Annotated in this window: 21 protein-coding genes; 11 read left to right on the top strand and 10 right to left on the bottom strand. The window is 56.4% G+C overall.

Annotated features, from left to right (window positions below):
- Positions 1-50 precede the first annotated feature (50 nt).
- The 4 genes from Q1A69_RS13220 (at position 51) to Q1A69_RS13205 (ending at position 3860) form a co-directional block, all read left to right on the top strand.
- On the top strand, positions 51-842 hold the full coding sequence (locus tag Q1A69_RS13220) for an N-acetylglucosaminyltransferase (RefSeq protein ID WP_299586100.1): 792 nt from the start codon (positions 51-53) through the stop codon (positions 840-842).
- Complete coding sequence (locus Q1A69_RS13215) at positions 835-1314, top strand: copper chaperone PCu(A)C (RefSeq protein WP_299586098.1); 480 nt, start codon at positions 835-837, stop codon at positions 1312-1314. The genes Q1A69_RS13220 and Q1A69_RS13215 overlap by 8 nt, the downstream gene beginning before the upstream one ends.
- A gap of 34 nt (positions 1315-1348) precedes the next feature.
- Positions 1349-1918 carry a YajG family lipoprotein gene (locus tag Q1A69_RS13210; RefSeq protein WP_299586095.1) on the top strand — a complete coding sequence of 190 codons (570 nt, stop codon included), beginning with the start codon at positions 1349-1351 and terminating at the stop codon, positions 1916-1918.
- 178 nt (positions 1919-2096) lie between these two features.
- Positions 2097-3860 carry an EAL domain-containing protein gene (locus Q1A69_RS13205; protein WP_299586091.1) on the top strand — a complete coding sequence of 588 codons (1764 nt, stop codon included), beginning with the start codon at positions 2097-2099 and terminating at the stop codon, positions 3858-3860.
- A gap of 42 nt (positions 3861-3902) precedes the next feature.
- On the opposite strand, the gene Q1A69_RS13200 is transcribed toward Q1A69_RS13205, so the two are convergent.
- Entirely contained in the window at positions 3903-4901 is a 999-nt protein-coding gene (locus tag Q1A69_RS13200) for an adenosine kinase (protein ID WP_299586088.1), read from the bottom strand.
- 220 nt (positions 4902-5121) lie between these two features.
- On the opposite strand from Q1A69_RS13200, the gene Q1A69_RS13195 reads away from it, so the two are divergent.
- Both Q1A69_RS13195 and mrcB read left to right on the top strand, forming a co-directional pair.
- Positions 5122-5268, top strand: a complete 147-nt coding sequence (locus tag Q1A69_RS13195) for a hypothetical protein (RefSeq protein ID WP_299586085.1) — start codon at positions 5122-5124, stop codon at positions 5266-5268.
- Between the two features lie 2 nt (positions 5269-5270).
- Positions 5271-7835 (top strand): penicillin-binding protein 1B, encoded by a 2565-nt coding sequence (gene mrcB, locus Q1A69_RS13190; RefSeq protein ID WP_299586082.1) that lies wholly within the window; start codon positions 5271-5273, stop codon positions 7833-7835.
- A 40-nt stretch (positions 7836-7875) separates the two neighbouring features.
- Here the strand turns inward: mrcB and hemB are convergent, their stop codons facing one another.
- The 7 genes from hemB to Q1A69_RS13155 form a co-directional block, all read right to left on the bottom strand.
- Positions 7876-8886, bottom strand: a complete 1011-nt coding sequence (gene hemB, locus Q1A69_RS13185; protein ID WP_299586080.1) for a porphobilinogen synthase — start codon at positions 8884-8886, stop codon at positions 7876-7878.
- Between the two features lie 110 nt (positions 8887-8996).
- Positions 8997-9623: a GntR family transcriptional regulator gene (locus Q1A69_RS13180; protein WP_299586077.1), complete on the bottom strand. Its 627-nt coding sequence runs from the start codon at positions 9621-9623 to the stop codon at positions 8997-8999.
- 9 nt (positions 9624-9632) lie between these two features.
- The gene (locus Q1A69_RS13175; protein ID WP_299586074.1) at positions 9633-10805 is read right to left on the bottom strand and encodes a benzoate/H(+) symporter BenE family transporter; all 1173 of its coding nucleotides are present in this window, start codon (positions 10803-10805) and stop codon (positions 9633-9635) included.
- Positions 10806-10978: 173 nt separating this feature from the next.
- Positions 10979-12262: a glutamate-1-semialdehyde 2,1-aminomutase gene (hemL, locus tag Q1A69_RS13170; protein WP_299586072.1), complete on the bottom strand. Its 1284-nt coding sequence runs from the start codon at positions 12260-12262 to the stop codon at positions 10979-10981.
- Positions 12263-12447: 185 nt separating this feature from the next.
- Entirely contained in the window at positions 12448-13233 is a 786-nt protein-coding gene (locus Q1A69_RS13165) for a hydroxymethylpyrimidine/phosphomethylpyrimidine kinase (RefSeq protein WP_299586069.1), read from the bottom strand.
- An 82-nt stretch (positions 13234-13315) separates the two neighbouring features.
- A complete protein-coding gene (gene hemJ, locus Q1A69_RS13160) occupies positions 13316-13738 on the bottom strand; it encodes a protoporphyrinogen oxidase HemJ (RefSeq protein ID WP_299586066.1) in 423 nt (140 codons plus the stop codon).
- Positions 13739-13790: 52 nt separating this feature from the next.
- Complete coding sequence (locus Q1A69_RS13155; RefSeq protein ID WP_299586063.1) at positions 13791-15611, bottom strand: chloride channel protein; 1821 nt, start codon at positions 15609-15611, stop codon at positions 13791-13793.
- A gap of 96 nt (positions 15612-15707) precedes the next feature.
- Here Q1A69_RS13155 and argC point away from each other — a divergent pair, with 96 nt between their 5' ends.
- The 4 genes from argC (at position 15708) to erpA (ending at position 18542) form a co-directional block, all read left to right on the top strand.
- On the top strand, positions 15708-16754 hold the full coding sequence (argC, locus tag Q1A69_RS13150; RefSeq protein WP_299586061.1) for an N-acetyl-gamma-glutamyl-phosphate reductase: 1047 nt from the start codon (positions 15708-15710) through the stop codon (positions 16752-16754).
- Positions 16755-16818: 64 nt separating this feature from the next.
- Positions 16819-17550 (top strand): DUF6776 family protein, encoded by a 732-nt coding sequence (locus tag Q1A69_RS13145; protein WP_299586059.1) that lies wholly within the window; start codon positions 16819-16821, stop codon positions 17548-17550.
- A gap of 32 nt (positions 17551-17582) precedes the next feature.
- Positions 17583-18026: a polymer-forming cytoskeletal protein gene (locus Q1A69_RS13140; protein WP_299586056.1), complete on the top strand. Its 444-nt coding sequence runs from the start codon at positions 17583-17585 to the stop codon at positions 18024-18026.
- Positions 18027-18188: 162 nt separating this feature from the next.
- Positions 18189-18542: an iron-sulfur cluster insertion protein ErpA gene (erpA, locus tag Q1A69_RS13135; protein WP_299586053.1), complete on the top strand. Its 354-nt coding sequence runs from the start codon at positions 18189-18191 to the stop codon at positions 18540-18542.
- A gap of 21 nt (positions 18543-18563) precedes the next feature.
- On the opposite strand, the gene Q1A69_RS13130 is transcribed toward erpA, so the two are convergent.
- Positions 18564-19673 (bottom strand): anhydro-N-acetylmuramic acid kinase, encoded by a 1110-nt coding sequence (locus Q1A69_RS13130; protein ID WP_299586051.1) that lies wholly within the window; start codon positions 19671-19673, stop codon positions 18564-18566.
- Positions 19674-19688: 15 nt separating this feature from the next.
- Positions 19689-21065, bottom strand: coding sequence for a peptidoglycan DD-metalloendopeptidase family protein (locus Q1A69_RS13125; RefSeq protein WP_299586049.1), 1377 nt, complete (start codon positions 21063-21065; stop codon positions 19689-19691).
- Between the two features lie 274 nt (positions 21066-21339).
- Here Q1A69_RS13125 and tyrS point away from each other — a divergent pair, with 274 nt between their 5' ends.
- Complete coding sequence (gene tyrS / locus Q1A69_RS13120) at positions 21340-22644, top strand: tyrosine--tRNA ligase (RefSeq protein ID WP_299586047.1); 1305 nt, start codon at positions 21340-21342, stop codon at positions 22642-22644.
- Positions 22645-22798 lie beyond the last annotated feature (154 nt).

Below are 22798 nucleotides of genomic sequence, written 5' to 3'. Positions count from 1 at the left end.
TCATTATAGTCGGGCGCATGATTTGACTGCTGCACCGGACGGGGGTTCAGTTGCGCAAGCAGTATAGCGATGCCAGTGGTACAAAAAAACAACAACGAGGGATTGCTTTGCCGTCACTTGAACGCCTTCACAGCTTTGGAATCTGTCTTTTGATGGCGGTTTTCCTCGGCGCCTGCGGCTCGAACAAGCCTGCCCCCGCCCCCCCTCCGCCCAGCCCGGTCGTGCAAAAGCCCAAACCATCCGCCGAGCAGGTGCGGCGCAATAATGTGGCGTATTTTCTGAAACGCGCTGAACGGGCTCTGGGTAAGGGGCATCTCACTCGACCCGCCGGTGCCAGTGCTTATGACTACTACCTGCGGGTACAGCAACTGGATCCAGGAAATCGTCATGCACAGACCGGAATCCAGACGATTGTGGTCACCTATGTGGAGCGGGCGCGGGAGGCTTTGCGCCGGCGTGCTTTTGCTGAGGTGGGGCGCCTGCTGCAGCGTGCAGAAATGTTGGCACAGGGTAATCCCCTGGTGGCCGAGGTGCATGCACAGTTGGCTCGAGAGCGTGGCCGCGCGCACTTGGATTTGCCCAGGGGGGAGACTATTGGCCTGCCTGCTGAGGGTCTGAAAACCAGATCGCAAAGCTTGGTTGAGCAGCTGCACCAAGTGGCGTATAGGGTTCGCAGTGAGCAGCTACGCGTCATAATTGTCGCCGGGAACGATACTGCGGGCCGCTGGATTTACCAGCAGTTACGCGAGGCCGTTCCCGGTTATCGGGTTCGGGGAGATATAAAGATCGGCAGCCCCGCCCGCTTAATTCTTATCCAGCCCAGTGGAGGGGCCAGTGAATAAAAAGACGATCCGCACAGGGATATTTGCGGGTGTGCTGTTGCTCACCCTGAACGCTTTCGCACTTACTCAGCCTTTGTCGGTGACGGGATATGCCCGAGAAACGCCGCCGGGGGCTCCGATGAGCGCGGCCTATCTATCTTTACACAACACCGGTGAGCAGCTGCTGCAGCTGACAGCGGTAGAGCTTCCCGGTATAGACGGGGGCTCCGTCAATTTACATACCACCGGGCTGGAAGATGGCATCAGTCGTATGCGCCCTCTGGATAAGCTCGTTATTGCTCCGGGGGAGCAGCTGCAGATGACACCGGGTGGGGTGCACCTGATGATTCACGGCGTGCGGTTGCATGCAGGGGTGTCGCTGCCACTGCGTCTCCTCTTCTCCGATGGGACCAGCTTGCAGGTTCAGGTACCGGTAATGGGGCTGAAAGCGGTTGAAAAAGATCGGCACCGCCATCATCGCAGTGCTGGGTGAATAGTTTTTATTGAAGTAAAGAAGGAAGAAGAAAATGAAAAAATTGTTGTTGGTGGTGGGGGCTCTGATACTGGCGGGCTGTGCTCACAGTCCACTGCAAATTCAACTGTATCCTCAGGTCGAGGTTGCGCCGGAATCTATTGGGGCGGGGCACAGCCTCAATGTCCGTGGTATGAATGACTTACCCGGTGGCGGGCTTGGCTCTCTGGGCGGTGTCTATGCGGATACCTCACAGGTGAGTATCGCCAATGATGCAGGGGACGCCATTGCCGCGGGGTTGAGTGAGGGCTTTGCCCGCTGGTCTTTCCGTATCACCGACTCGGCTCCCGAGGTACAGGTTACGGCGAAATTGGTGAAGCTGACCTACAACAGCCCCAGCAAGGTCTACACCACCCAGATTGACACTTCGGCCGAGATTCATTTGGAAGTGAAGGCGGGCCGGGCCACTTATTTCGGTACGTATAGCACCTCGGGTAAAGATCGCAATCTGGTTAAACCCAGTCGCGAAGAAGTGGAAAGCCGGGTAAATAGCCTATTGAGCGCAACTATGCAGAGAGTGTTCGAGGATGAGAAATTAAAAAACTTCTTGCGCGCAAATCTTTGAGTAGGCAACTTAAGATCCTGGAGAGGGGTTTTGGCGGGAGGCCGAAGAGTTGAATAAAAACGGCGGTTTTGGGTGTTCAAGATGTTGATTTTGCCCATATTCTGCATCGATGCGCCTGAACGGGTCGTGCCGGTAGCTGCTTTCCGGGCGGCTTCCGGTTTCCGCAGGGAGTGCGGTTGTGCCCTTTTTTGATCCTCAAACTGCCCAATATTTAGGACAGCTGGCCGAGCTGGAGGCACAGCTCTCCCCCTGTGAGCGGATCAGTCTGCAGGCGGCGGAGGCGGCTCTGGGGGAAATTGCCGACGGAGTCATTGTCACGGATTCTCACGGTATTATTCAGTATGCCAATCCGCTGGTCAGTGAGATGAGCGGGGATCTGGTGGGGCTTCTGCCCGGCCAGTTGGTCAATGAGGGGCTGCGGTTGTGTGACAGCCAAGGGGCGCTTTTACCGCCGTTAATCTCTGATACCCCCCCCCATGAAGTCCCCAGCGTGCGAGAGATCCGCGCGAGTATCAGGCGGCCGGATGAAAGCCTTCCCCCGCTGGAGGTTTCGGTGCAGGTCATGGCCCTGTGGGATGCTGGAACACTGAGAAATTATGTGCTGGTGTTGCGGGATACTTCCGCCGCCCGGCGTGTATCCACCCGTCTCAGCTGGCAGACCAGCCACGACGCTCTTACCCGTTTACCCAATCGCCAGTACTTTGAGGGTGAGCTGCAAAACCTGCTGTCACAGTGTGTCGATAAGCGCCAGCACCATGTGCTGCTATATCTGGACGTCTATCAATTCAAAGTGATCAACGACACCCTCGGTTTTGTCGCCGGTGATCAATTGCTCGTGCAATTGGTGTCCCTATTAAAGCGCGGATTGTCGAGAGCCGATTTATTTGCGCGGGTGGGCAGTGACGAGTTTGCCATTCTGCTGCGGGATTGCACTCTGGAAGAGGGGGGACGTGTGGTGGCGCGTCTAAGGGAATCTGTACAGAACTTCGGTTTTCACTGGCAGGGAAGCGACAGCCGTGTGGCGCTATCGATTGGAGTGGTCGGAGTAGACCGCTTTACCCCCAATGCCAGTCAGCTGTTGGCGACGGCAAACGATGCCTGCTGTTCCGCGAGGGATCAGGGACGCAATCGGGTGAAGCTGTTCGGAGATTCGCGCCAAGTACTGGAAAAGCGCCGTGAGTCGACCTGGGTTGCGGAAATCCACGCAGCCCTGCGCGAGGATCGGTTGCTCCTCTATCGGCAACCGGTGATCTCCCTGAAGGGAGAGCGCCAGATTCATCACTACGAGATTCTGGTGCGCATGCGTGGGCGCGATGGTGGTGTTATATCACCGGGCCTGTTCCTACCGGCGGCGGAGCGCTATGGTCTGATCGAAGAGGTGGACCGCTGGGTTATTCGCCGGGTGTTCTGTTATATGGCTCAGGAGCAACTGATCGGCATTCCTGCAACAAGCTATGCGATCAATATTTCAGGCATCAGCCTCGGCGATGACACCTTTGCAGACTTTGTGCTGGGCGAGATGACTGAGGCTGGGGTGACGCCCTCTCGGGTACAGTTTGAGATCACCGAAACCAGTGCCATTAATAATCTGGAGCGGGCGCTGATCTTTATTCACAAGCTGCGCGCTGCCGGTTGTAGTTTTGCTCTGGACGACTTCGGCCGGGGCGTTTCCTCTCTGGCCTATCTGCGCCAGCTGCCGGTGGACTTCCTCAAAATTGATGGAAGTTTTGTGCGCAATATGCTGGAAGACGAAATCGACAGCGCGATGGTCAGCACCATTGACCACTTGGCCAAGCGTATGGGGATCAGCACTATCGCCGAATATGTCGAGAGCCCGGAGTTGATGGAAAAACTCTGCCAAATGGGAGTGGATTATGCCCAGGGCTTTGGCATTGCTGCAGCCTCGGGGCTGCCGGACATCGGAGAGGCTCAGGGATTCTAGGATGAGCGACCATAGGCCGCTCCCCGGTTTGTTGCTGGGGCCCTAAATAACCGCAGCTAATAGTTCAGAGTGCTGCTCCGCCTGCAGGCGCGGCCCGTACTGACTGACCACCTGGGCGGCGGCACGACAGGCCAGTTCCCCCGCCTCGACAAAGCCCATATCCCGGTTGATCGCGTATAGGAAAGCGCCAGCGAACATGTCCCCAGCACCGTTGGTGTCGATCGCGTGTACCTGTGGGCTGGCCACCTGATAATGCTGGGCGCCATCCCACAAAAGAGCGCCCTCGGCACCCAGAGTGATGGCGAAACTGCGGCAGTAGTCGCGCAGGGCCTCGGCGGCGGCATCCAGCGAATCGGTGCCGGTAAAGCCCAGGGCCTCATCGCGGTTGCAAAACAGCATATCTACGCCGCCGCCTATCATTTCCCGCAAGCCCTCGCCGAAGAACTGCACCATTGCCGGGTCCGATAAACTAAGCGCAGTCTTTACACCCGCCTGCTGCGCCTGTTCACGCAGAGTAATCGCCGCCTTCCGCCCGGTCTCGGAAGAGACCAGATAACCTTCGATGTAGGCCCAGCGGGAAGTAGTAAGGGCTTCGTTGTCCAGCTCGGTTACCGACAGCTGTTCGCTGATGCCCAGGTAAGTATTCATACTGCGCTCCGCATCGGGAGTAATCAGCACTAGACATTTGCCGGTAGTACCGCCATCGGCCCGCTGAAGTGTGGCTGGGTAGTCAACACCTGCAGCGGTGAGATTGTTGCGATAAAAGTCACCATTATCATCGCCAGCGACCTTACAGGAGTAAAAAGTACGCAGACCAAAGTAGCTGGCGGCGATAACGGTATTAGCGCCGGAGCCGCCACAAGCGCGCTTGGCGGTGATCAGGTTATCCTGCAGATCGTCTACCAGTTGCTTTTGCCGGGCGTCGTCCACTAGGGTCATAATTCCCTTTTCAACACCGAGGGCCGACAGGTCCCCGTCGGATACCTCGATTTCAGTGTCCAGCAGGGCGGCGCCAATGCCGTAGAGGTCATATTGCTGCATATCCATCCTTTTCGGGCGATTTGTTCAGATTTCCGCCGCATTATGGCTGTGATTACAGCAAGTGCAAGGCGCCGGGTTTGACTTCAACCGGGCAGCCTTTATAAAGGCGTCGTATGCCTCAATATGAACTTATAGTAGGCAGCCGCGGTCAATCCACGGACAGGTATCTGTTGTGCCTGTGACATGATTCCTGGGTTTTTGGCCCGGATTATGGCCGTGCATGGATGTTCCCCAAGGTGCCGATTCAGGCGCCTGCGGCAAGATACCAGCGGAGCTGTCACCTGCTGGTGTCCTGCCTGAGATGGCGAGACGCTGTGTGCTCCCGCTGTCGAGAGATGTACTGAGTTGGCAGCTGGAAATTACTTAAATATGGCCTCGACGAAACGCCGGCGCAGCAAAGCGTCAAAACCGAAAAGACGCTATCGCTGGCTAAAATTCCTATTTCTGCTGGCCCTGGTAGCTGCGCTCGCCCTCGCTGGCTACATGGCCTACCTGGATGTACAGCTGCGCGATCGCCTCGACAGTCGTCAGTACCAGTTGCCTGCGCGGGTTTTTGCGCGCCCCCTGATTTTGCGCGAGGGCATGGCGATGCATCCGGATGAGCTGGCGAGCGAGTTTGCCGCCCTCAATTACCGCAAGCAAAAGACCCTCACGGAACCCGGCTCCTGGACCCAGGAGGGGATGAGTTACCGGGTTTGGCGCCGGGACTTTATTCACGCGGATGGCCGCGAACCCGCGGCGATGGCCACTTTCCGTCTGCGCAATGATGAAATAGACAACCTGCGCGATGGTGATGGCCAGCGAATCACAGAGTTCCGCCTGGATGCGGCCAATATTGGCTCACTACTCGGCGGTGGCGATGACCGCAATCCGGTCCGCTTCAACGATATTCCGCCACTGGTGGCGAACACCCTGATTGCGGTCGAGGATCAGGATTTTCTCAATCACCACGGAATTTCCCTGCGGGGCATAGCCCGCGCTATGGTCGCCAACGTCAAAGCCGGAAGATTCGTTCAGGGGGGATCAACAATCACCCAACAGTTGGTCAAGAATATCTTTTTTGACCACAAACCGAGCCTCCAGCGCAAGATCAATGAAGCGCTGATGGCGGTGCTGATGGAACTCCATTACGACAAGGGCTACATCCTGCAGGAGTACATCAACGAGGTGTGGTTGGGGCAGCAGGGGGCCCGGGGGATCTACGGTTTTGGTCTGGCCTCGGAGTTTTACTTCCAGCAGCCCCTAGATACCCTAGAGCCCCATCAGGTGGCTCTGTTGGTGGGGCTCGCCAAAGGCGCTTCTTATTACAATCCCTGGCGTAACCCTCAGCGGGCCCTGAAGCGGCGCAATACGGTACTTGAGCTGATGCGTGAGCAGGGGCTAATTACCCAGGCTCAATTTGAGTTCTACGCTGCCAAGCCACTAGGTGTGGTGAAAGGTGGCGTGACCGCGCAGAATCCCTATCCGGCCTTTACTGAACGTCTGTTGTTCGAGTTGCGCCCCTATTATTCCTATGAAGAGCTCCGCACTACGGGGCTGCGTGTCTACACGACCCTGGCACCTTCGGTACAGAAACTCGCCGAAGAGGCTGTCAGCAACGGTCTACAGAAACTGGAGACAGATCGAAAGATCCAGGCGAATACCTTGCAGGCCGCGACGGTGTTATTGGATAACGGAACGGGTGAGGTACTCGCCATGGTGGGTGACCGCGACCCGGACTTCCCCGGCTTTAACCGGGCCCTGGAAGCGCGCCGCCAAGTGGGCTCCCTGATCAAACCGGCGGTCTTTCTCACCGCGCTGGAGCGCCCCGAAGAGTACAATCTGGCCACTCTGATTGACGATGCTCCGGTACGTATTGAGGAGGCTGATGGCGATGTGTGGATGCCACAGAACTTCGACAAGCTGGCCCACGGCCAAGTGCCTCTTTATGTGGCGTTGGCCAAGTCCTATAACTTGGCCACCGCCCACTTGGGCCTCGATCTGGGATTGCAGAATGTGCGCCAAACGATCCGTCGCCTGGGTGTGGATACCAATTTGCCGCGAGTACCAGCCATGCTGCTGGGTGCCGTGGAGATGACGCCATTTGAGGTGGCGGGCATGTACCAGACCATTGCCAATGGAGGTGAAACGGTACAGGCGCGCACTCTGTTAGCGGTATCTGACGCCAATGGTGAGCGGGTTCAGCGCTTTCGCCGTCGCACCAATCGCGGTGTTGATCCGGTGCCGGCCTATCTCTTGCGCTGGGGACTGGAGCAGGCCATGCGCGAGGGGACCGGACGCAGATCGGCCAAACGCCTGCCCAGTAGTGTGCCCTTTGCCGGCAAAACGGGTACTACGAACAACAACCGCGACAGTTGGTTTGCTGGTTTCTCCCCGGAAGTTACCGCGGTGGTGTGGCTCGGGCGGGACGACAACGTGCGCACCCGCCTGACCGGTTCCACGGGTGCGCTGCCAATTTGGACAGAGATTATGCGCAAGTTGCCCCATCAGCACGGCCCGGTTGAGGCACCGAGTGGTGTTGAGTTCAAAGCGGTGAATGCGCGCGGACAGTACATGGACCCGGATTATTGCCGCGGTGGCTACGAGATCCCCTTCTCCTATGAAACCCGTCTGCAGCCGGCGCCGGAGTGTCAGGGACAGAATCGCTGGCGCTGGTTCCGTAATCTCTTTGGCAACGAGCGCTCCGAGGCGGCACCGCGGGAGCAGATGACTCCTGGCTGGGGTAGTGATCCAAGGGAAGCGCAGCAGCGCAGTGAGCGTCGCCGCCAGTTGCGCGAACAGCTGCGCGGTGACGATGCGGAGGAGTTTGGAAGAGGCTCTGCACTAGAGCCCATCGAGCTCCCCCGCGATGAATCCAGTGAGGTGCAGTACCGCCGTGTTCCTGTGGAAGAGGCGCAGCCCATAGGCCCGGCCCTGGAAGATCAGTGGCCCTGAGTTAGCAGCGCGGCAAAAGCCGCGCTCTGTTTCAGGTCTCTCAGCTCTGCAGCAGTTGCGCGGCTTCCTCGGCAAAGTAGGTGAGGATGCCGTCGGCACCGGCGCGCTTGAAGGCCAATAGGGACTCCATAATCACGGCTTCTCGCTGTAGCCAACCGTTTTCAAAAGCGGCACAGTGCATGGCGTACTCGCCGCTCACTTGGTAGGCGAAAGTGGGTACACGCAGCTCTTCCTTCACCCGTCGCACTATATCTAGGTAGGGCATACCGGGTTTCACCATTACCATATCCGCACCCTCCTGCAGATCCAGGGCACATTCGTGCAGTGCTTCATTGGTATTGGCGGGGTCCATCTGATAGCTGGCCTTATTGCCGCCTTTCAAGTTGCCGGCCGAGCCGACCGCATCGCGGAAGGGGCCGTAGTAGGCAGAGGCGTACTTGGCGGCGTAAGACATAATCAGGGTATTGCTGTGGCCCGCGCCTTCTAGAGCCTCGCGAATCGCACCGATACGACCATCCATCATATCCGAGGGCGCCACTATATCCGCGCCGGCGGCGGCGTGGGACAGGGCCTGTTGTACCAGCACCTCCACCGTTTCATCGTTGACGATGTATCCGCTGTGATCCATCAATCCATCCTGACCGTGGCTGGTGAATGGATCTAAGGCCACATCAGTAATGACACCGAGTTCCGGCGCAGCATTTTTTAACTCGCGAACCGCTCGCTGGGCCAGACCATTGGCGTCGTGGGCGGCACTGGCGCAGTCAGATTTTGCCGATGGATCAACCACGGGGAAAAGCGCCACGGCGGGAATGCCCAGTTGTTGTAAAGACTTCGCTTTTTTCGCCAGGAGATCCACGCTGAGGCGCTCGACACCCGGCATCGAAGCCACTTTTTGGGTCTCACTACGCCCCTCGATTACAAACAAGGGCAGGATCAAATCGTTACAGCTGAGTTGGGTTTCCCGCACCAAGCGGCGGGAAAAATCCTGTGCGCGCAGGCGACGCAGGCGGGTGTTGGGGTAGGCACCGCGGCCGAAACTTTGGCTCATAGGGAATTTACTCCGGCTATCCATAGGGCCGCGGAAACGCCGCGGCCGCAACTGGCAGCCATCATAACAAATTGCCGTTACAGGTGATTTTGGGTCTATCGGTGACGGGCTCAAGGTTGGGGTTGGCGCAGGTGATTCACCAGTAATTGGCCGGCGGCTTCGATATGCTGTGCCAGCAGTGCAGCGGCCTGCTCCCCATGCCCCTGATGCAGGGCTTCGAGAATCGCAAAGTGCTCTTCCTGGCTGGTGCTTTGGTAGTGCAAACTGCGGGACTGGTAACCGATATAGCGCTCACACTGGCGGTGCAGTTGCTCTATGGTGGCGAAGAGCGTGGGCCGCGCGGCGGCCCGGTAAATGCAGGCATGAAACTGCCAGTTCAGATTGCCGATCTGTTCGGCGGAGAGCCCGGATCTAGCTTCCATAGACAGCAATATATCTCTGGCACGGCCGAGAATTTCCCCGCTGAGTTTCTCCAGCGCCAGGGACTGCAGCAGTGGCTCCAGGCGCGCACGCATCAGATAGAGATCTTCTACCTCCAGTGGATCGAATTGGGGCACCGCGACCCCGCGCTTGCCATGTCGGATTAGCCAGCCTTCATTCTTCAATTTTTGCAAAACATCGCGCACCGGTATTCGGCTAACCCGGTAGAAATCGGCAAGCTCTACTTGCTTTAAAGGCTGACCGGCCGCAAAGCGTCCTTGCTGTATATCCGCTTTGATTTTTTCGTAAAGGCTCATCGAAGCTTATCAATTCCTGCGTTTGAAAAACCAGTAGCATAGGAGTCCGCCAAGTAAACCCCAGAAAGCGGCGCCAATGCCGAAGAGACTGATACCTGAAGCGCTGATTAGGAAGGTGATCATTCCCGCCTCTCGGCTGTCGGTTTCGGCCGTTGCCCCGGCCAAACTGCTGCCAATAACCCCGATCAATGCCAGGCCGGCGAGTGTGGCAATGAGCGCCTGCGGGAAGGCGTTGAATAATGCCACCACACTGGCACCGCACAAACCCACGATGAGGTAAAAGACACCGGCGGCAATGCCTGCGGTATAACGTTTGTCTGGATTGGGGTGGGCCTCGGGTCCGGTGCAGATGGCGGCGGTAATGGCTGCCAGATTGAACGCAAAGCCGCCAAATGGCGTTAGCAATAGGGAGGTCAGGCCGGTGCCACTGATGACTGGTGATAGGGGGACTCGTCCGTAACCGCTGGCGGCGAGGGTCGCTGCGCCGGGTAGATTCTGGGAGGTCATGGTGACGATAAACAGAGGAAGGCCTATACCGACGAGGGTTGAGAGGCGGAACTCTGGGGTAACCCATACCGGGTGAGCTGTCTGCCAGCGCACCTGCTCAAGTACGATCATTTCCAGTTTCCAGCAGGCCGCCACCCCCACCGCCAATACCAAAATAATGGCGTAACGGGGAGCCCAGCGTCGTCCGGCCAAATAAGTCAACAACATAGTTCCCACCAGGAGCGGCTGTGCCTGCAGGGAGGTAAATACAGAGAGGCCGAACTGAAGCAGTATGCCTGCGAGCATGGCGTTGGCGATAGGCGTCGGCACCATTCGTGTTACCCGCTCAAAGGCCCCGGACAAGCCAACCAATAGCGTTAGCAGCGCACTGAATAGGAAGGCGCCAATGGCCTCACCAAGGGGAATGCCGCTCAGACTGGTGGCCAATAGTGCGGCTCCTGGGGTTGACCATGCGGTAATCACGGGCGCTCGGTAATACCAGGAGAAGGCGATACAGGTGAGACCCATACCCAGTCCCAGTGCCCCAATCCAGGAGGCAATCATCGCCTCATTGGCCCCAGCGGCCCGCGCCGCCTCAAACACAATTGCGGCGGAGCTGGCTACCCCGACCAGTACCGCGACAAAACCCGCACTGATAGTGGAAAAGCTGGCATCTGTAAGTGGTGAGCTTTTCAAAATGTATACCTTTAATTTTATGTATACATTTTTAATTGTTAATTATTGAAGTGCAATGCTTTTACGGCAAAGTGAAATGCGGCGTCACCAAGCTGGAAGTACGATTTAGGTGGAGATTCTTATTGGATAGCAGCACCCGCCGGAGGCGGGTGCTGGATAGGGGAAAGGCAAATTTAGTCGAGGCGGGAGAAGACACGCTCGGCGGCTGCGATTGTTGCCTCAATATCCTCATCGCTGTGCGCGGAGGACATAAATCCTGCTTCATAAGAGGCGGGAGCTAGGTAGATGCCCTCCTCCAGCATGCCGTGGAAGAATTGATTAAAGCGCTGGTTATTGCACGCTATAACCTGTTGATAGTTCGTTACCTGGGGTTCCTCTGTGAAGAAGAAACCGAACATGGTACCGGCTTTATTGGCGGTAATGGGGATACCTGCGGCTTTGCCGGCAGCCAAAATACCTTCTACCAGGTGGTTGGTTCTGGCTACAAGTGGCTCGTAGAAGCTGGGTTCTTCCACTAGGCGCAGGGTCTCCAGGCCTGCAACCATAGCCACGGGATTTCCGGATAAGGTACCGGCCTGGTAAACAGGGCCCAGTGGTGCAATGTGCTCCATAATTTCGCGTTTACCACCAAAGGCGCCCACTGGCATACCGCCACCGATCACCTTGCCAAGGGTAGTGATATCCGCTTCGATTCCATAGAAACCCTGGGCACCGGTAAGGCTCACGCGGAAGCCGGTCATTACCTCGTCGAGAATTAGCAGCGCGCCGTGCTGGTTGCAAACCTCGCGCAGAGTTTCCAGAAAACCCGACACTGGCGGTATGCAGTTCATGTTGCCGGCGACAGGCTCGACGATAATACAGGCAATTTGATCACCCAAAGCCTCGAAGCAGCTGCGTACGCCTTCGGCATCGTTGTAGCTTAGGGTGATAGTGTGATCTGCTAGCGCAGCGGGAACGCCAGGCGAGGAGGGTACGCCCATCGTCAGGGCCCCAGAGCCGGCCTTGACCAGCAGGGAGTCCGAATGGCCGTGGTAGCAGCCCTCGAACTTCACAATTTTATCGCGTCCGGTAAAACCACGCGCCAGACGAATTGCACTCATGGTGGCCTCGGTCCCGGAGTTCACGAAGCGCACCAGGTCCATATTCGGCCACAGGCGGCACAGTTCCTCGGCCAGCTCAGTTTCCAACTCGGTGGGGGCCCCAAAACTCAGGCCGGACTGGGCCTGCTCCACAACGGCTTCAATAACCTCGGGATGGGCGTGACCGAGCACCATGGGTCCCCAGGATTGCACATAGTCGATATAGCGCTTTTCATCGGCATCGAAGAGGTAGGCGCCTTCGGCGCGACGGATAAACAGCGGTGTGCCGCCCACAGCGCGGAAGGCGCGTACTGGTGAGTTGACGCCGCCGGGGATAACCCGCTGGGCTTCTGCGAAGAGTTGCTCGGATTTACTCATAAAATTCATTCAGAAATTGCGAAAAAGGCCAAGAGTCAGCGACCATTATCGCGGTGCTGGGCCTCGAGGACAATGTGGCGCTAGGTAGGGCACAGAAGAGTGGGGTGGCCGGTAAGTCGATCCGCTCACCAAGCCGATCGACTTGCTCGTTCGCTGAAGCTCATGGGAACGTGTGCTGGGACCTGTCAGCGCTCACACCAGAATAAGCGGTTGGGGATCGGCCGGCCCATTCCCAGGCGACGGCTGTCGCGGATGGCGCTCCAGGCGTATTGCTGGCTGCGGCTGACCGCCTCGGTAATCGTTAGGCCGTGAGCGATATGACAGGCGATAGCGGTGGCCAGGGTGCCACAGACACCGTAGGCGGCGGGTTGCAGGCGCTCCCAGTGGAATTCCCGGATCAGACCGCGTTCGTCGTAGAGGCGATTTTGCAGCTGCTGTTGGTGGGGCACCCCGGTGAGCAATACATAGCGACAGCCACTTTCCAGTAACTCCTGCGCCATAGCATCTAAAACATCGGCCTCGACGGCCATGGCACGGGCCTCGCGCCGATTGGGACAGACCATGGTGGCGTAGGGCAGTAGCAGGGAAGTCATAGCCTCCCACAGGGGAGGAGCCAGCACGCTTTCTTTGTCGGCCAGGGTGGCATCTGGATCGATGATAACGGGAATGTCTGGGTAGTCCCGCAATACGCTGTGCAGTGCGCGCACATTCTCCACCGAGCCCAGGTAGCCCACCTTGATAGCCGCTACCGGCATATCCTCAAGGACCGTGCGGGTTTGCTCAACGAGGAGGCTGTCATCCACTGGCGCTACACCGAGGAGTTCCCCAGTATTGCAGACGCTGATGGCGGAAACGGCGGAGGCTGCGTGGCAGCCCAGGCTAACGGCCGTCTCCGTATCGGCGCCTATTCCGGCGCTGCCACTGGGATCGTGGTGGGTGACGGTCAAAATTACAGGCTGCGGTGTATCCATAGAAAATCTACATGACTGCCAATTGCTGTGCGCCTAATTTTAGTTGCTGGGTGCCCCATACAAAGAATGATCACGCGCCAAATTAAAAAGGCTTCACCACTACCAGGATCACGATAGCGAATAGGGCCACTGTGGGAGCCTCATTGAAGAGACGGAAATAACGTCCACTGCGGGTATTCTTGCCCTGGGCAAACTTACGTACGTAGGCGCCACACATATGATGATAGGCCAGCAGTAGTACGACGAAGGTGAGTTTCGCGTGCATCCATCCCGCGGAAGTGTAGTAAGCGGGGTTCAAGCTATAAAGCCAGATACCCAGGCCAACGGTGGCGATCATGGAGGGAATCGCGATACCTCGGTACAGGCGCCGTTCCATGATGCAGAATCGGTCGCGGCTAACGGCATCGGTAGCATCTACGTGGTAGACAAAAAGGCGTGGTAAATAAAATAGCGCGGCAAACCAGCACACCATGGCAATAATGTGAAAAGCCTTGATCCACTCCATCGAATATCCCCTCAAAAATTAAAAAATTAAAAAATTAAAAGCTGGAAATTGTTTATTTCCGGTAAAAGTTATCGATCTGTAGCGGCAGAATAATGCCCGCAATGCGATTGTCCAGTGGGCCGCTTTGATGGCGACTGATATACAGGGCGTCGGCCCCGGTATTTTTGAGTTCTTGCTGAGCTTCCAGCATGGTTGCCCGCCAATTGAGCTCGGCCATCTGTTTGCGCTCGCCGGGGATTTTCAGCAGGTCGATCTGTGTTGTTGTTCCCTCTCTCTCTTGCTCCTGCTCGAGAAGTTGATCTTCGCTCTCTCCTTTTTCACAGCTCTGTAAAAATGTGGCCAGGTCGACGGCACGCAAGAGTTCAGGAGCCTTTCCGTCTGGCAAATCGATCAGTATCCACTGGGGGTGTTGCGCGATAAAAATTTTCGCCTGTTCCAGGTTGACCTCCTGTTGAGCGACCACAAAGCGTCGGTCCATCTGGCTGGCCACACCCACTCCACTCAGCATCCGCTGGCGCCAGGTGGGGGTGCCGGCCTTGTTCAGAGCGCGAAGCGTCTCCAGGTAAATCCCCTGGGTGGAGAATAGTTGGCGGCTGATTAGTGTTGCTACTACGATCATCATCATGCCGGGGAACAACACATTGGGGTTGTAAGTGAGCTCGAGAATGGCGAGTAGGGCTGCGAGGGGGGCATTGAGCATCGCCGCCATCATTGCGGCCATACCAACCATGGCGTAAAAACCAGGGCTCGCGGTGTTTTCACCCAACCAAGTGTTGGCAAGGCCCCCGGCAATACCTCCGAGGCAGGCGCCGAGAATCAGGCTCGGTCCAATGACTCCCCCGGGAATACCCAGCCCGGACCCCAGGGCGGTAGCCACCAGTTTGGCCGCAACAATGACCGCCAGAGTCGTTACGCCCAGCTCCCCCAGCATCGCCATTTGCAGTGTGTCGTACCCCCCGCCGAGAATCTCCGGCACCCAAATACCAAGGGTGCCTGTTACCAGTCCAACGACTAGAAAGCGCAGCAGCGGAGAGCGGGTATTCTGTCGTGTGAGGGTTCGGTGGGCCAGTATAAAGAGCGCCGCAAGCACTCCAATGGCCAGTGCGCAAAAGAACAAAATGGGGAGTTCTGCCAGTGAGTTCAACTGAATTGCGGGGACATTGAAGTCTGGTTCACGGCCAAAAGTAACCTGGGTAATCGCACTGCCGGTTACGGCCGCCAGCATGACGGGTAAAAAGCCGGCTACGGAATACTCCAGCATGACCACCTCCATGGCGAATACCATACCGGCCAGCGGGGTATTGAAGGATGCGGCGATGGCGGCGGCTACGCCGCAGCCCAGCAGGCTGCGCGCAGAATTATTGGGCAGGCGCAGAGTGCGCGCCAGCCAGCTGCCACTGGCCGCACCCAAATGCACAGCTGGGCCCTCTCGACCTACCGAGTGCCCGCTAATTAGGGCGATGGCGCCCGCGAAAAACTGCAGCAGGGCATTTTGCACCGGCATATTGCCTTGGTGGTTGTACAGGCGGTCGAGCACGTGGACCACACCCACGTCATAGCGTTTGGGGCTGAGCAGCAGGTAAATAATACCGATTAACAGCGAGCCGATTACCGGCAGGGCAAACCGCCATAGTGGTGTCAGGGATTCATAATTCTGCGGTACCGAGAGGAAAAAGGTGGTCGGCCACTCCATTGCGAAACGGAACAGCACGGTTACACCGCCGGCAAGTGCTCCGGTAATCAAGGCCATCCCAACTAGAGGGGCCAGGGCGTCCCGGGCGGAGAGTTGCAGGCGAATGCGCTCCAGGCCGTTCGTCTTGGGTAAGTAACGGGTCAGGGTACTTTTAAGTGAATTCCTGGGGCGCTGTGACACCGCACATCCTTTAAGGTCTGAGGCTTGTGGTAGAGTACTTGGCTAATTTTATGATTATCGTCTCAGTTGGCAGATTGATCGGGAGAGTCTAGCAAGGTGATTAAGGTAGCAATTGTCGGGGGCACCGGCTACACGGGAGTGGAGCTGTTGCGGATTTTGGCGACACACCCACAGGTAGACGTGACCGCTATCACCTCGCGCTCCCTCAATGGCACACGCGTATCCGAGCAGTTTCCCAGCCTGCGCGGCCATTACGACCTGGCTTTTTGTGAGCCAAATATCGAACAGCTGTGTGCTTGTGACCTTGTTTTCTTTGCCACACCACACGGAGTTGCGCAGGCCCAGGTGCCGGCACTGATCGAGCGGGGGGTGCGCGTCATTGATCTCTCCGCGGATTTCCGCCTCAAGGATATTCCCGCTTGGGAGGCGTGGTATGGGCAGGAACATGCGGCTCCAGCATTGGCCCAAGAGGCGATCTACGGTTTGCCTGAAGTCAATCGTGCAGATATCGCTGATGCTCAGCTGGTGGCCTGTCCCGGCTGTTACCCCACGGCAATTCAACTGGGTTGGATTCCTTTACTGGAGGCGGGAGTGGTGGAGCCGGCACAGTTGATCGCCAGTGCGGCCAGCGGCGCTAGTGGTGCTGGGCGCCAGGCTAAAACCGAACTCATTCTGGCGGAAAATAGTGATAATTTCCGTGCGTATTCCGCTGCAGGTCACCGCCACCTACCAGAGATCGAACAGGGCTTGCGCGGGGTTCAGCCCTCTGGTGCAAGCCCGGCGCAAGTGACATTCGTGCCACATTTACTGCCGATGATTCGGGGCATTCACGCCACGCTCTTCGCCAAATCCAGCGCCGGCTTGTCGCCTACGGAACTGCAAACCCTATTCGAACAACGCTACAAAGATGAGCCCTTTGTGGATGTACTTCCCCCCGGCAGTCACCCACAGACGCGCAGTGTGCGCGGTACAAATATGTGCAGGATTTCTGTGATGCAGCCACAGGATCGGGATACCCTGGTGGTTATGTCGGTGATCGACAACCTGGCCAAGGGGGCCTCGGCTCAGGCGGTTCAGAATATGAACATTATGTTTGGTTTAACTGAGACGTTGGGCTTGGAGAGCCCTGCGTTGCTGCCTTAAAATCAAAAAAATACGACAACCGGTTTTTTCCGGTTAAGCCCCAGCGAATTTTATGGAGCTCAAAGTGAAAGGCAGCAAGCAGTACCGTATGAAAGTGGTGCCCCACCGTCCCTTCTCCGGCGTGATTGCCGTAGGTGGCGTCGCCCTGGTGGTATTGGCTACCTCTGCTGGCTCCTATTTTGCCGGCCAGTATCATCTGCGCAAGAACCTCGATGAGAAGACCTCGGAGTACACCAGGGTGCTAGAGCGACTCGAGGCGCTCAAGAATGAAAACGAAACCCTGCGTATGCGTGCCGCCACTGCCGAGCAGTCCCTGGTGATTGGCGAGCAGGCGAGCGAATCCGTACGTAGTGAGCTGGTGCAAAAAGAGAGTCAGATAGCCGAATTGAAACAAGAGATTTCCTTCTACCGCGGGGTTATGGCTCCGGCGGAAGGGGAGGACGGAGTTTCCATTGGCCGCTTCATACTCTCGCAAACGGCGGATACGCGCAGTTATCAGTACAAGTTGCAGGTACAACAGTCTGCTGTGCGCCGCAATGTCATTAAAGGGATGGCTACCTTCACCGTAGTGGGCCGTCAGGACGGAGAGCCAAAGCGCTACTCTCTAAAGGATTTGTCCAAGCAGGTGGATGCAGAGTCTATTCCACTGCGTTTTAAGTATTTTCAGAACATTGAGGGTGAGCTACATCTGCCGGAGGGGTTTGTTCCCGAGGGTGTGGAGCTTTCGCTCAAGTCCAGCGGACGCAAAGGTTTTAATATTGAGCAGCGTTACGGCTGGTTAGTACAGAAAAGCTAGCATTGATGCCAGAGGCATGAGGTTTAGGGATTATGTTAAGAAAAAAAGAGAAACAAGTAACTATGGCCAGCACCAGTAGTAACCATACCACTTTGATAGCGCGCCAGACGGAAGTGACCGGCGATATCCACTTTCGTGGAAACCTGGTTATTGAGGGCAAGGTAAAAGGTAATGTATCGGCCCATAGCGACAGCGATGCACGCCTGCAGATCGTAGACGGCGGAGTCATCGAAGGAGAGATCCGTGTACCTCAGGTGGTCATTAACGGCAATGTAAATGGTGATGTATTCGCAGCTCGCCATCTGGAGTTGGCCTCCAAGGCTATGGTTGAAGGCAACGTACACTACAAACTGATCGAAATGATGAAAGGTGCTCAGGTCAATGGCGCACTGTTGTCCAATGCGGATCTCAGCTCTGCCGGTGAGACCCCGATGATTGGTTACACCGAAGACGAAACAGTGATTGAGGCCTCCTGAGGCTGGCTATCACTAACGGACTACGTTTTTCGCTAATGCCGGAGTCTGTTGCGCCAAATACTTGACTGATTTCCTGGGTTTAAGCAAGATGACGCCCCCGAGGCTGCACTTTGTATAGCTTTTATGCGAGTTGCGAATGTCCCGATGAGTTGAGAGAGACTTATGTCAGAAGCTGTATCCTTTTCTCCTGCGCCACTGGTGGTCACCGATAAAGCGGTGGCCAAGGTCAAGAGCCTGTTGGAAGAGGAGGGCAACCCGGATCTGAAGCTCAGGGTATTTGTCACCGGCGGAGGCTGCTCGGGTTTCTCGTACGGTTTTACCTTTGATGAATTGGTTGCCGATGACGACGCTATTATCGAGAAAGATGGTATTCAGGTATTGGTAGACGCGATGAGCTACCCCTATCTGGTGGGTGCCAATGTGGACTATGAAGAGGGGCTGGCCGGCTCGCGCTTCTTGGTACAAAACCCGAATGCTTCCTCGACCTGTGGTTGCGGCTCCTCTTTCTCAATCTGAGCCGCCCACCTGCTGGCTGTTTTAGGGGGGGTAGATAGCTCCCAGAATGGCTTCTTTTTTGGCTCCGGTCACCCCGGGACAATTGCCGGGCAGGCCGAGTAGTGTCTGCCGCGCCAGCCATGCAAAGCCCACCGCCTCCAGCCAGTCTGCATCAATGCCATAGGTTCCTGTATCGGCGATCGACCATGTGGGCAAGCGTCTTCGCAGTCGGGATAACAGGTCTTTATTCCTGGCTCCGCCACCGCACACCAGTAATTCTCCACCATCTGCGAATAAATGCACCGCTTCGGCGATACTCGCTGCGGTGACTTCCGACAGAGTAGCCTGCACGTCCGCTGGAGCCAGTTCTAATCCGGTCAGGGATTGCTCCAGCCAGCTAGCGTTAAATGTTTCGCGACCGGTGCTTTTTGGGGGCTCCGCAGTGAAGTAAGGGTTAGACATTAAGCGGTTCAGCAGCTCGGGATTGGCTCGGCCACTGGTGGCCCAGGCACCGTCTCGGTCGAAGGGTTGTTTTCTGTGCAGGCCAACCCAGTAATCCAGCAAGGCATTGCCGGGCCCGGTGTCGTATCCGTACACGCTGCCATCGGCGTTTAGCTCGGTAATATTGGCCATGCCACCAATATTGACTACTGCCCGATTGCCCCCGGTTTTGAAGGCGGCGCGGTGAAAGGCGGGCATCAGCGGCGCACCCTGGCCACCCAGCGCCATATCGCGTCGCCGGAAGTCGGCCACCGTGCGGATACCTGTGAGCGCGGCAATGGTATTGGGGTCACCCAGCTGCAAAGTGAAGGGTGAATTCACGGTGCCAGGCGGGCGGTGGCGCACAGTCTGACCGTGACTGCCAACTGCGGTGACATCATCCGGCTCAATGCCGGCACGGGCCAGTAGAGTGTTGGTCGCCTCGGCAAACACCTGGCCCAGTTGTCGATCCAGTTGCCCGGCGCGATCCAGTTCCGATGGTCCGGGGGAACACAGGGCCAGGATGGCATCGCGCATAGAGGGATGGATTGGATGGTTCAGGGCGGCGAGAATATGCGGCTTAATTTTGTCTTCGCCGCCAAAGTCGACCAATACAGCGTCGATGGCATCGACGCTGGTACCGGACATCAGACCGATAAAAAGATCGGGCATAGAGTAGGGTGCTTATTAATTGTCGTCGTCGAGTTTTGCCAGTGCCGGGCCCTGGTAATTTTCCAGCTTAGCCAGCAGAGGTTGCGTTTGGTTCTTAAAGCGTGTCATTTCAGATGAGGGAACTGACTTCGCTTTGGGCAGTTTGCGTACAATTGTGGCCGGATTGCGGTGCCTGCCATCCAACAGAAACTCATAGTGCAGGTGTGGCCCGGTAGCGTAACCGGTGGAGCCAACGGTACCGATAATTTGGCGCTGCTTTACTCTCTGACCTTTTTTCACTTTGCGCTTGGTCAAATGCAGGTAGCGAGTGACATAGCGTTCGCCATGGCGGATAAAAACATAGTTGCCATTCGCTTTGCTGTAACCGGAAGCGATCACACGGCCATCGCCAGTGGAGTAAACCGGCGTGCCTCGCGGGGCCGCATAGTCGGTGCCATTATGTGGGCGGCGGGATTTAAATACTGGGTGCAGGCGTCGAGGGTTAAAGTGCGAGCTGATACGCACGATATCCAAGGGCGTGCGAATGAACGCCTTCCGCATGCTCTTGCCATCCGGGGTGTAGTAATTGGCGTCGCCATTGTCGTCGACATAACGCACCGCATTATAAGTCTGCCCCTGGTTGGTAAAACTGACCGCCAGAATTGGGCCGTTGCCTATCTTTTCTCCGTCGAGAAATTTTTCTTCGAACATCACGCTGAAGTTGTCGCCCTTGCGGATATCCAGGGCAAAGTCGATATCGGAGCTGAAGACATCCGCCATTTCCATAATCAGGCTGTCGCTTAAACCGGCATCGCTGCCAGCAACAAACAAAGAGCTGTCGATTAGTGCTTGGCGATAAGCAGGATGACTGTCGGGCTCCCGCTGAACCAGGTCATGCTGAAACTGGCTCTGTGCATCACGAGTAAACCTGACTTGGCTGAGACGATCTTTTTGCAGTGCCAGGCGCTGCAGCTTCCCATCCGTATCGACAGTGAAGGTCAATTCCTCACCGGGGTTTAGGCGTGCCAGTTTCTTCGCTTCACTGCCGCTGCCGAGCAGCTGGTACATCTCGCCAGCACTGATCTTGGCGCGTTTAAAAAGGTCGGACAGGGTATCGCCATTACGCACTGTCAGGCTAAGGGACTGGATTGCCTCCGTCGCCGCGGCAGCCAGTGGAATAGGCTTGCGGGGAGTTAACGGCACCACCTTTTCGGGTTGTTCCACCACCTCCTCGGCAGAGGTCAGGTTGACGGGGAGGGGCATACGCCTAGCCTCAACATCTGGAGTTGGGATAAAGATCGCCAACACCAGCACACATGCAGCGGCACTCGCCGTGAATGCATGTACACGGGGGAAATGTTTGGGCAAGGCGCCTATACGGACACGTGAAGTCGGTTTGCGATGATTCTGCATGGTATTAGCGGGCGCCGCCGGCTGTCGTTGTTATCTGCGCTTGGAATAATGGGTGTTTAAAAAACAGGCATTGAGGGGGCTTTATAGCAAAAAAGCCGCCTAGGTTCACTGGGTAATTGACCCATATGGCCATGAGTTAGTTCCTCAGTTTGTATTTCTTGTCCACACGGGGGAAATATCACCCGCTTGTATTTGCCACAAAGTTCGGTAATGTTGCAGCGCATTTTGCCGCCGGCCGGTGGCGCTTTTTCAAGCTTAAATATGAGGGGTAAGCATGGCTGGGGTCGACATGACACTGCTAGAAGACTTGGACCGTCGCGGATTAATTAATCAGGCGACTGGTGACGGCGAACTGACACAGCATTTGTCGGAGAGTCGGACCCTATATTGCGGTTTTGACCCCACCGCAGATTCCCTTCATATAGGCAGTCTAGTACCGCTGCTGACTTTGAAGAGGTTTCAGGCGGCAGGACACAAACCGATTGCATTGGTCGGTGGTGCCACGGGCTTGATCGGTGATCCTTCTTTTAAGGCTCAAGAGCGCAGCCTGAATACCCCTGATGTGGTTTCTGGCTGGGTGGAAAAACTGAAAAACCAGGTCTCCCAGTTTATCGACTTCGATTGCGGGGAAAGTAGCGCCATTGTGGCGAATAATCTGGACTGGACGCGCGAGCTCAATGTGCTCGATTTTCTACGCGATGTAGGCAAGCATTTCTCTGTTAACAACATGGTTAATAAAGAGTCGGTAAAGCAACGTATTGAGCGTGAGGGTGAGGGTATCTCCTTTACGGAGTTTTCCTATATGTTGTTGCAGTCCATGGATTTCTCCGAGCTGTATAAGCGCAACAGCTGCACCCTGCAGATCGGCGGCTCTGATCAGTGGGGTAATATTACTGGTGGTGTTGACCTCACTAGGCGCCAGCACCGCGGCAAAGTCTTCGGGTTAACTTTGCCGTTGGTGACCAAATCGGACGGCACAAAGTTTGGTAAAACGGAAAGCGGCACCATCTGGCTCGACCCCAAGCGCACAAGCCCTTACGCGTTTTACCAGTTCTGGCTCAATACCGCGGATGCGGATGTCTACAAATTCTTGCGCTACTTCACTTTCCTGAGTGTTGATGACATTGACGTTATTGAGGTTGCTGACCGGGAGCGTGCAGGCAAACCAGAGGCTCAAGGGATTTTGGCACGCGAAGTAACCCGCTTGGTTCACGGTGACGATGGGCTGGCCGCAGCTGAGCGCATTTCTGCTGCGCTCTTTACGGGAAATATTACCGATCTGTCGGCTGGTGATCTCGAGCAATTGCGTCTCGATGGTTTGCCCTCGTCTATCCTCCCTAAGGATTTTGGTGAGCAGAGTCTGATTAACTTGCTGGTTGATGCAGGAATGGCGCCCTCCGGTAAGCCGGTGAAAGATGCGCTGGGACGCAATGCGGTATTGGTAAATGGTGAGGGTGTCGGTATGGATGCCAATGCACAACCGGCTTCTGTATTCGCTGGCGATAAGGCGCTGAATGAACACTACTTTATCGTGCGTCTCGGCAAGAAAAAGTACCACCTGTTTACCCTTGAAGGTTGATGCTTTTTTCAGAAATTTCGAGGCTGAAAACTTTTTTACACTTTTGTCATAAAAGTGCTTGCCGCCCCCCCCTGAAGTCCGTATAGTTCGCCTCCTCGCTGCTCAGGCAGCAGCGGGAAGGCAGCTCCAAGTGATTGATTTTCTTAAGAAAATT

Source organism: uncultured Microbulbifer sp. (assembly GCF_947498635.1).
In the GTDB taxonomy this organism is placed as follows: domain Bacteria; phylum Pseudomonadota; class Gammaproteobacteria; order Pseudomonadales; family Cellvibrionaceae; genus Microbulbifer; species Microbulbifer echini.
This window is presented reverse-complemented; position numbering and strand designations above follow the sequence as displayed.

Excerpts from the sequence above, each read along its gene's own strand:
- tyrS (WP_299586047.1), top strand. The coding sequence starts at position 21,340 with ATGGCTGGGGTCGACATGACACTGCTAGAAGACTTGGACCGTCGCGGA.
- hemL (WP_299586072.1), bottom strand. The coding sequence starts at position 12,262 with ATGAGTAAATCCGAGCAACTCTTCGCAGAAGCCCAGCGGGTTATCCCC.
- Q1A69_RS13140 (WP_299586056.1), top strand. The coding sequence starts at position 17,583 with ATGTTAAGAAAAAAAGAGAAACAAGTAACTATGGCCAGCACCAGTAGT.
- erpA (WP_299586053.1), top strand. The coding sequence starts at position 18,189 with ATGTCAGAAGCTGTATCCTTTTCTCCTGCGCCACTGGTGGTCACCGAT.
- Q1A69_RS13165 (WP_299586069.1), bottom strand. The coding sequence starts at position 13,233 with ATGGATACACCGCAGCCTGTAATTTTGACCGTCACCCACCACGATCCC.
- mrcB (WP_299586082.1), top strand. The coding sequence starts at position 5,271 with ATGGCCTCGACGAAACGCCGGCGCAGCAAAGCGTCAAAACCGAAAAGA.
- hemJ (WP_299586066.1), bottom strand. The coding sequence starts at position 13,738 with ATGGAGTGGATCAAGGCTTTTCACATTATTGCCATGGTGTGCTGGTTT.
- Q1A69_RS13130 (WP_299586051.1), bottom strand. The coding sequence starts at position 19,673 with ATGCCCGATCTTTTTATCGGTCTGATGTCCGGTACCAGCGTCGATGCC.
- Q1A69_RS13180 (WP_299586077.1), bottom strand. The coding sequence starts at position 9,623 with ATGAGCCTTTACGAAAAAATCAAAGCGGATATACAGCAAGGACGCTTT.
- Q1A69_RS13125 (WP_299586049.1), bottom strand. The coding sequence starts at position 21,065 with ATGCAGAATCATCGCAAACCGACTTCACGTGTCCGTATAGGCGCCTTG.
- Q1A69_RS13200 (WP_299586088.1), bottom strand. The coding sequence starts at position 4,901 with ATGCAGCAATATGACCTCTACGGCATTGGCGCCGCCCTGCTGGACACT.
- Q1A69_RS13195 (WP_299586085.1), top strand. The coding sequence starts at position 5,122 with ATGGATGTTCCCCAAGGTGCCGATTCAGGCGCCTGCGGCAAGATACCA.
- Q1A69_RS13210 (WP_299586095.1), top strand. The coding sequence starts at position 1,349 with ATGAAAAAATTGTTGTTGGTGGTGGGGGCTCTGATACTGGCGGGCTGT.
- hemB (WP_299586080.1), bottom strand. The coding sequence starts at position 8,886 with ATGAGCCAAAGTTTCGGCCGCGGTGCCTACCCCAACACCCGCCTGCGT.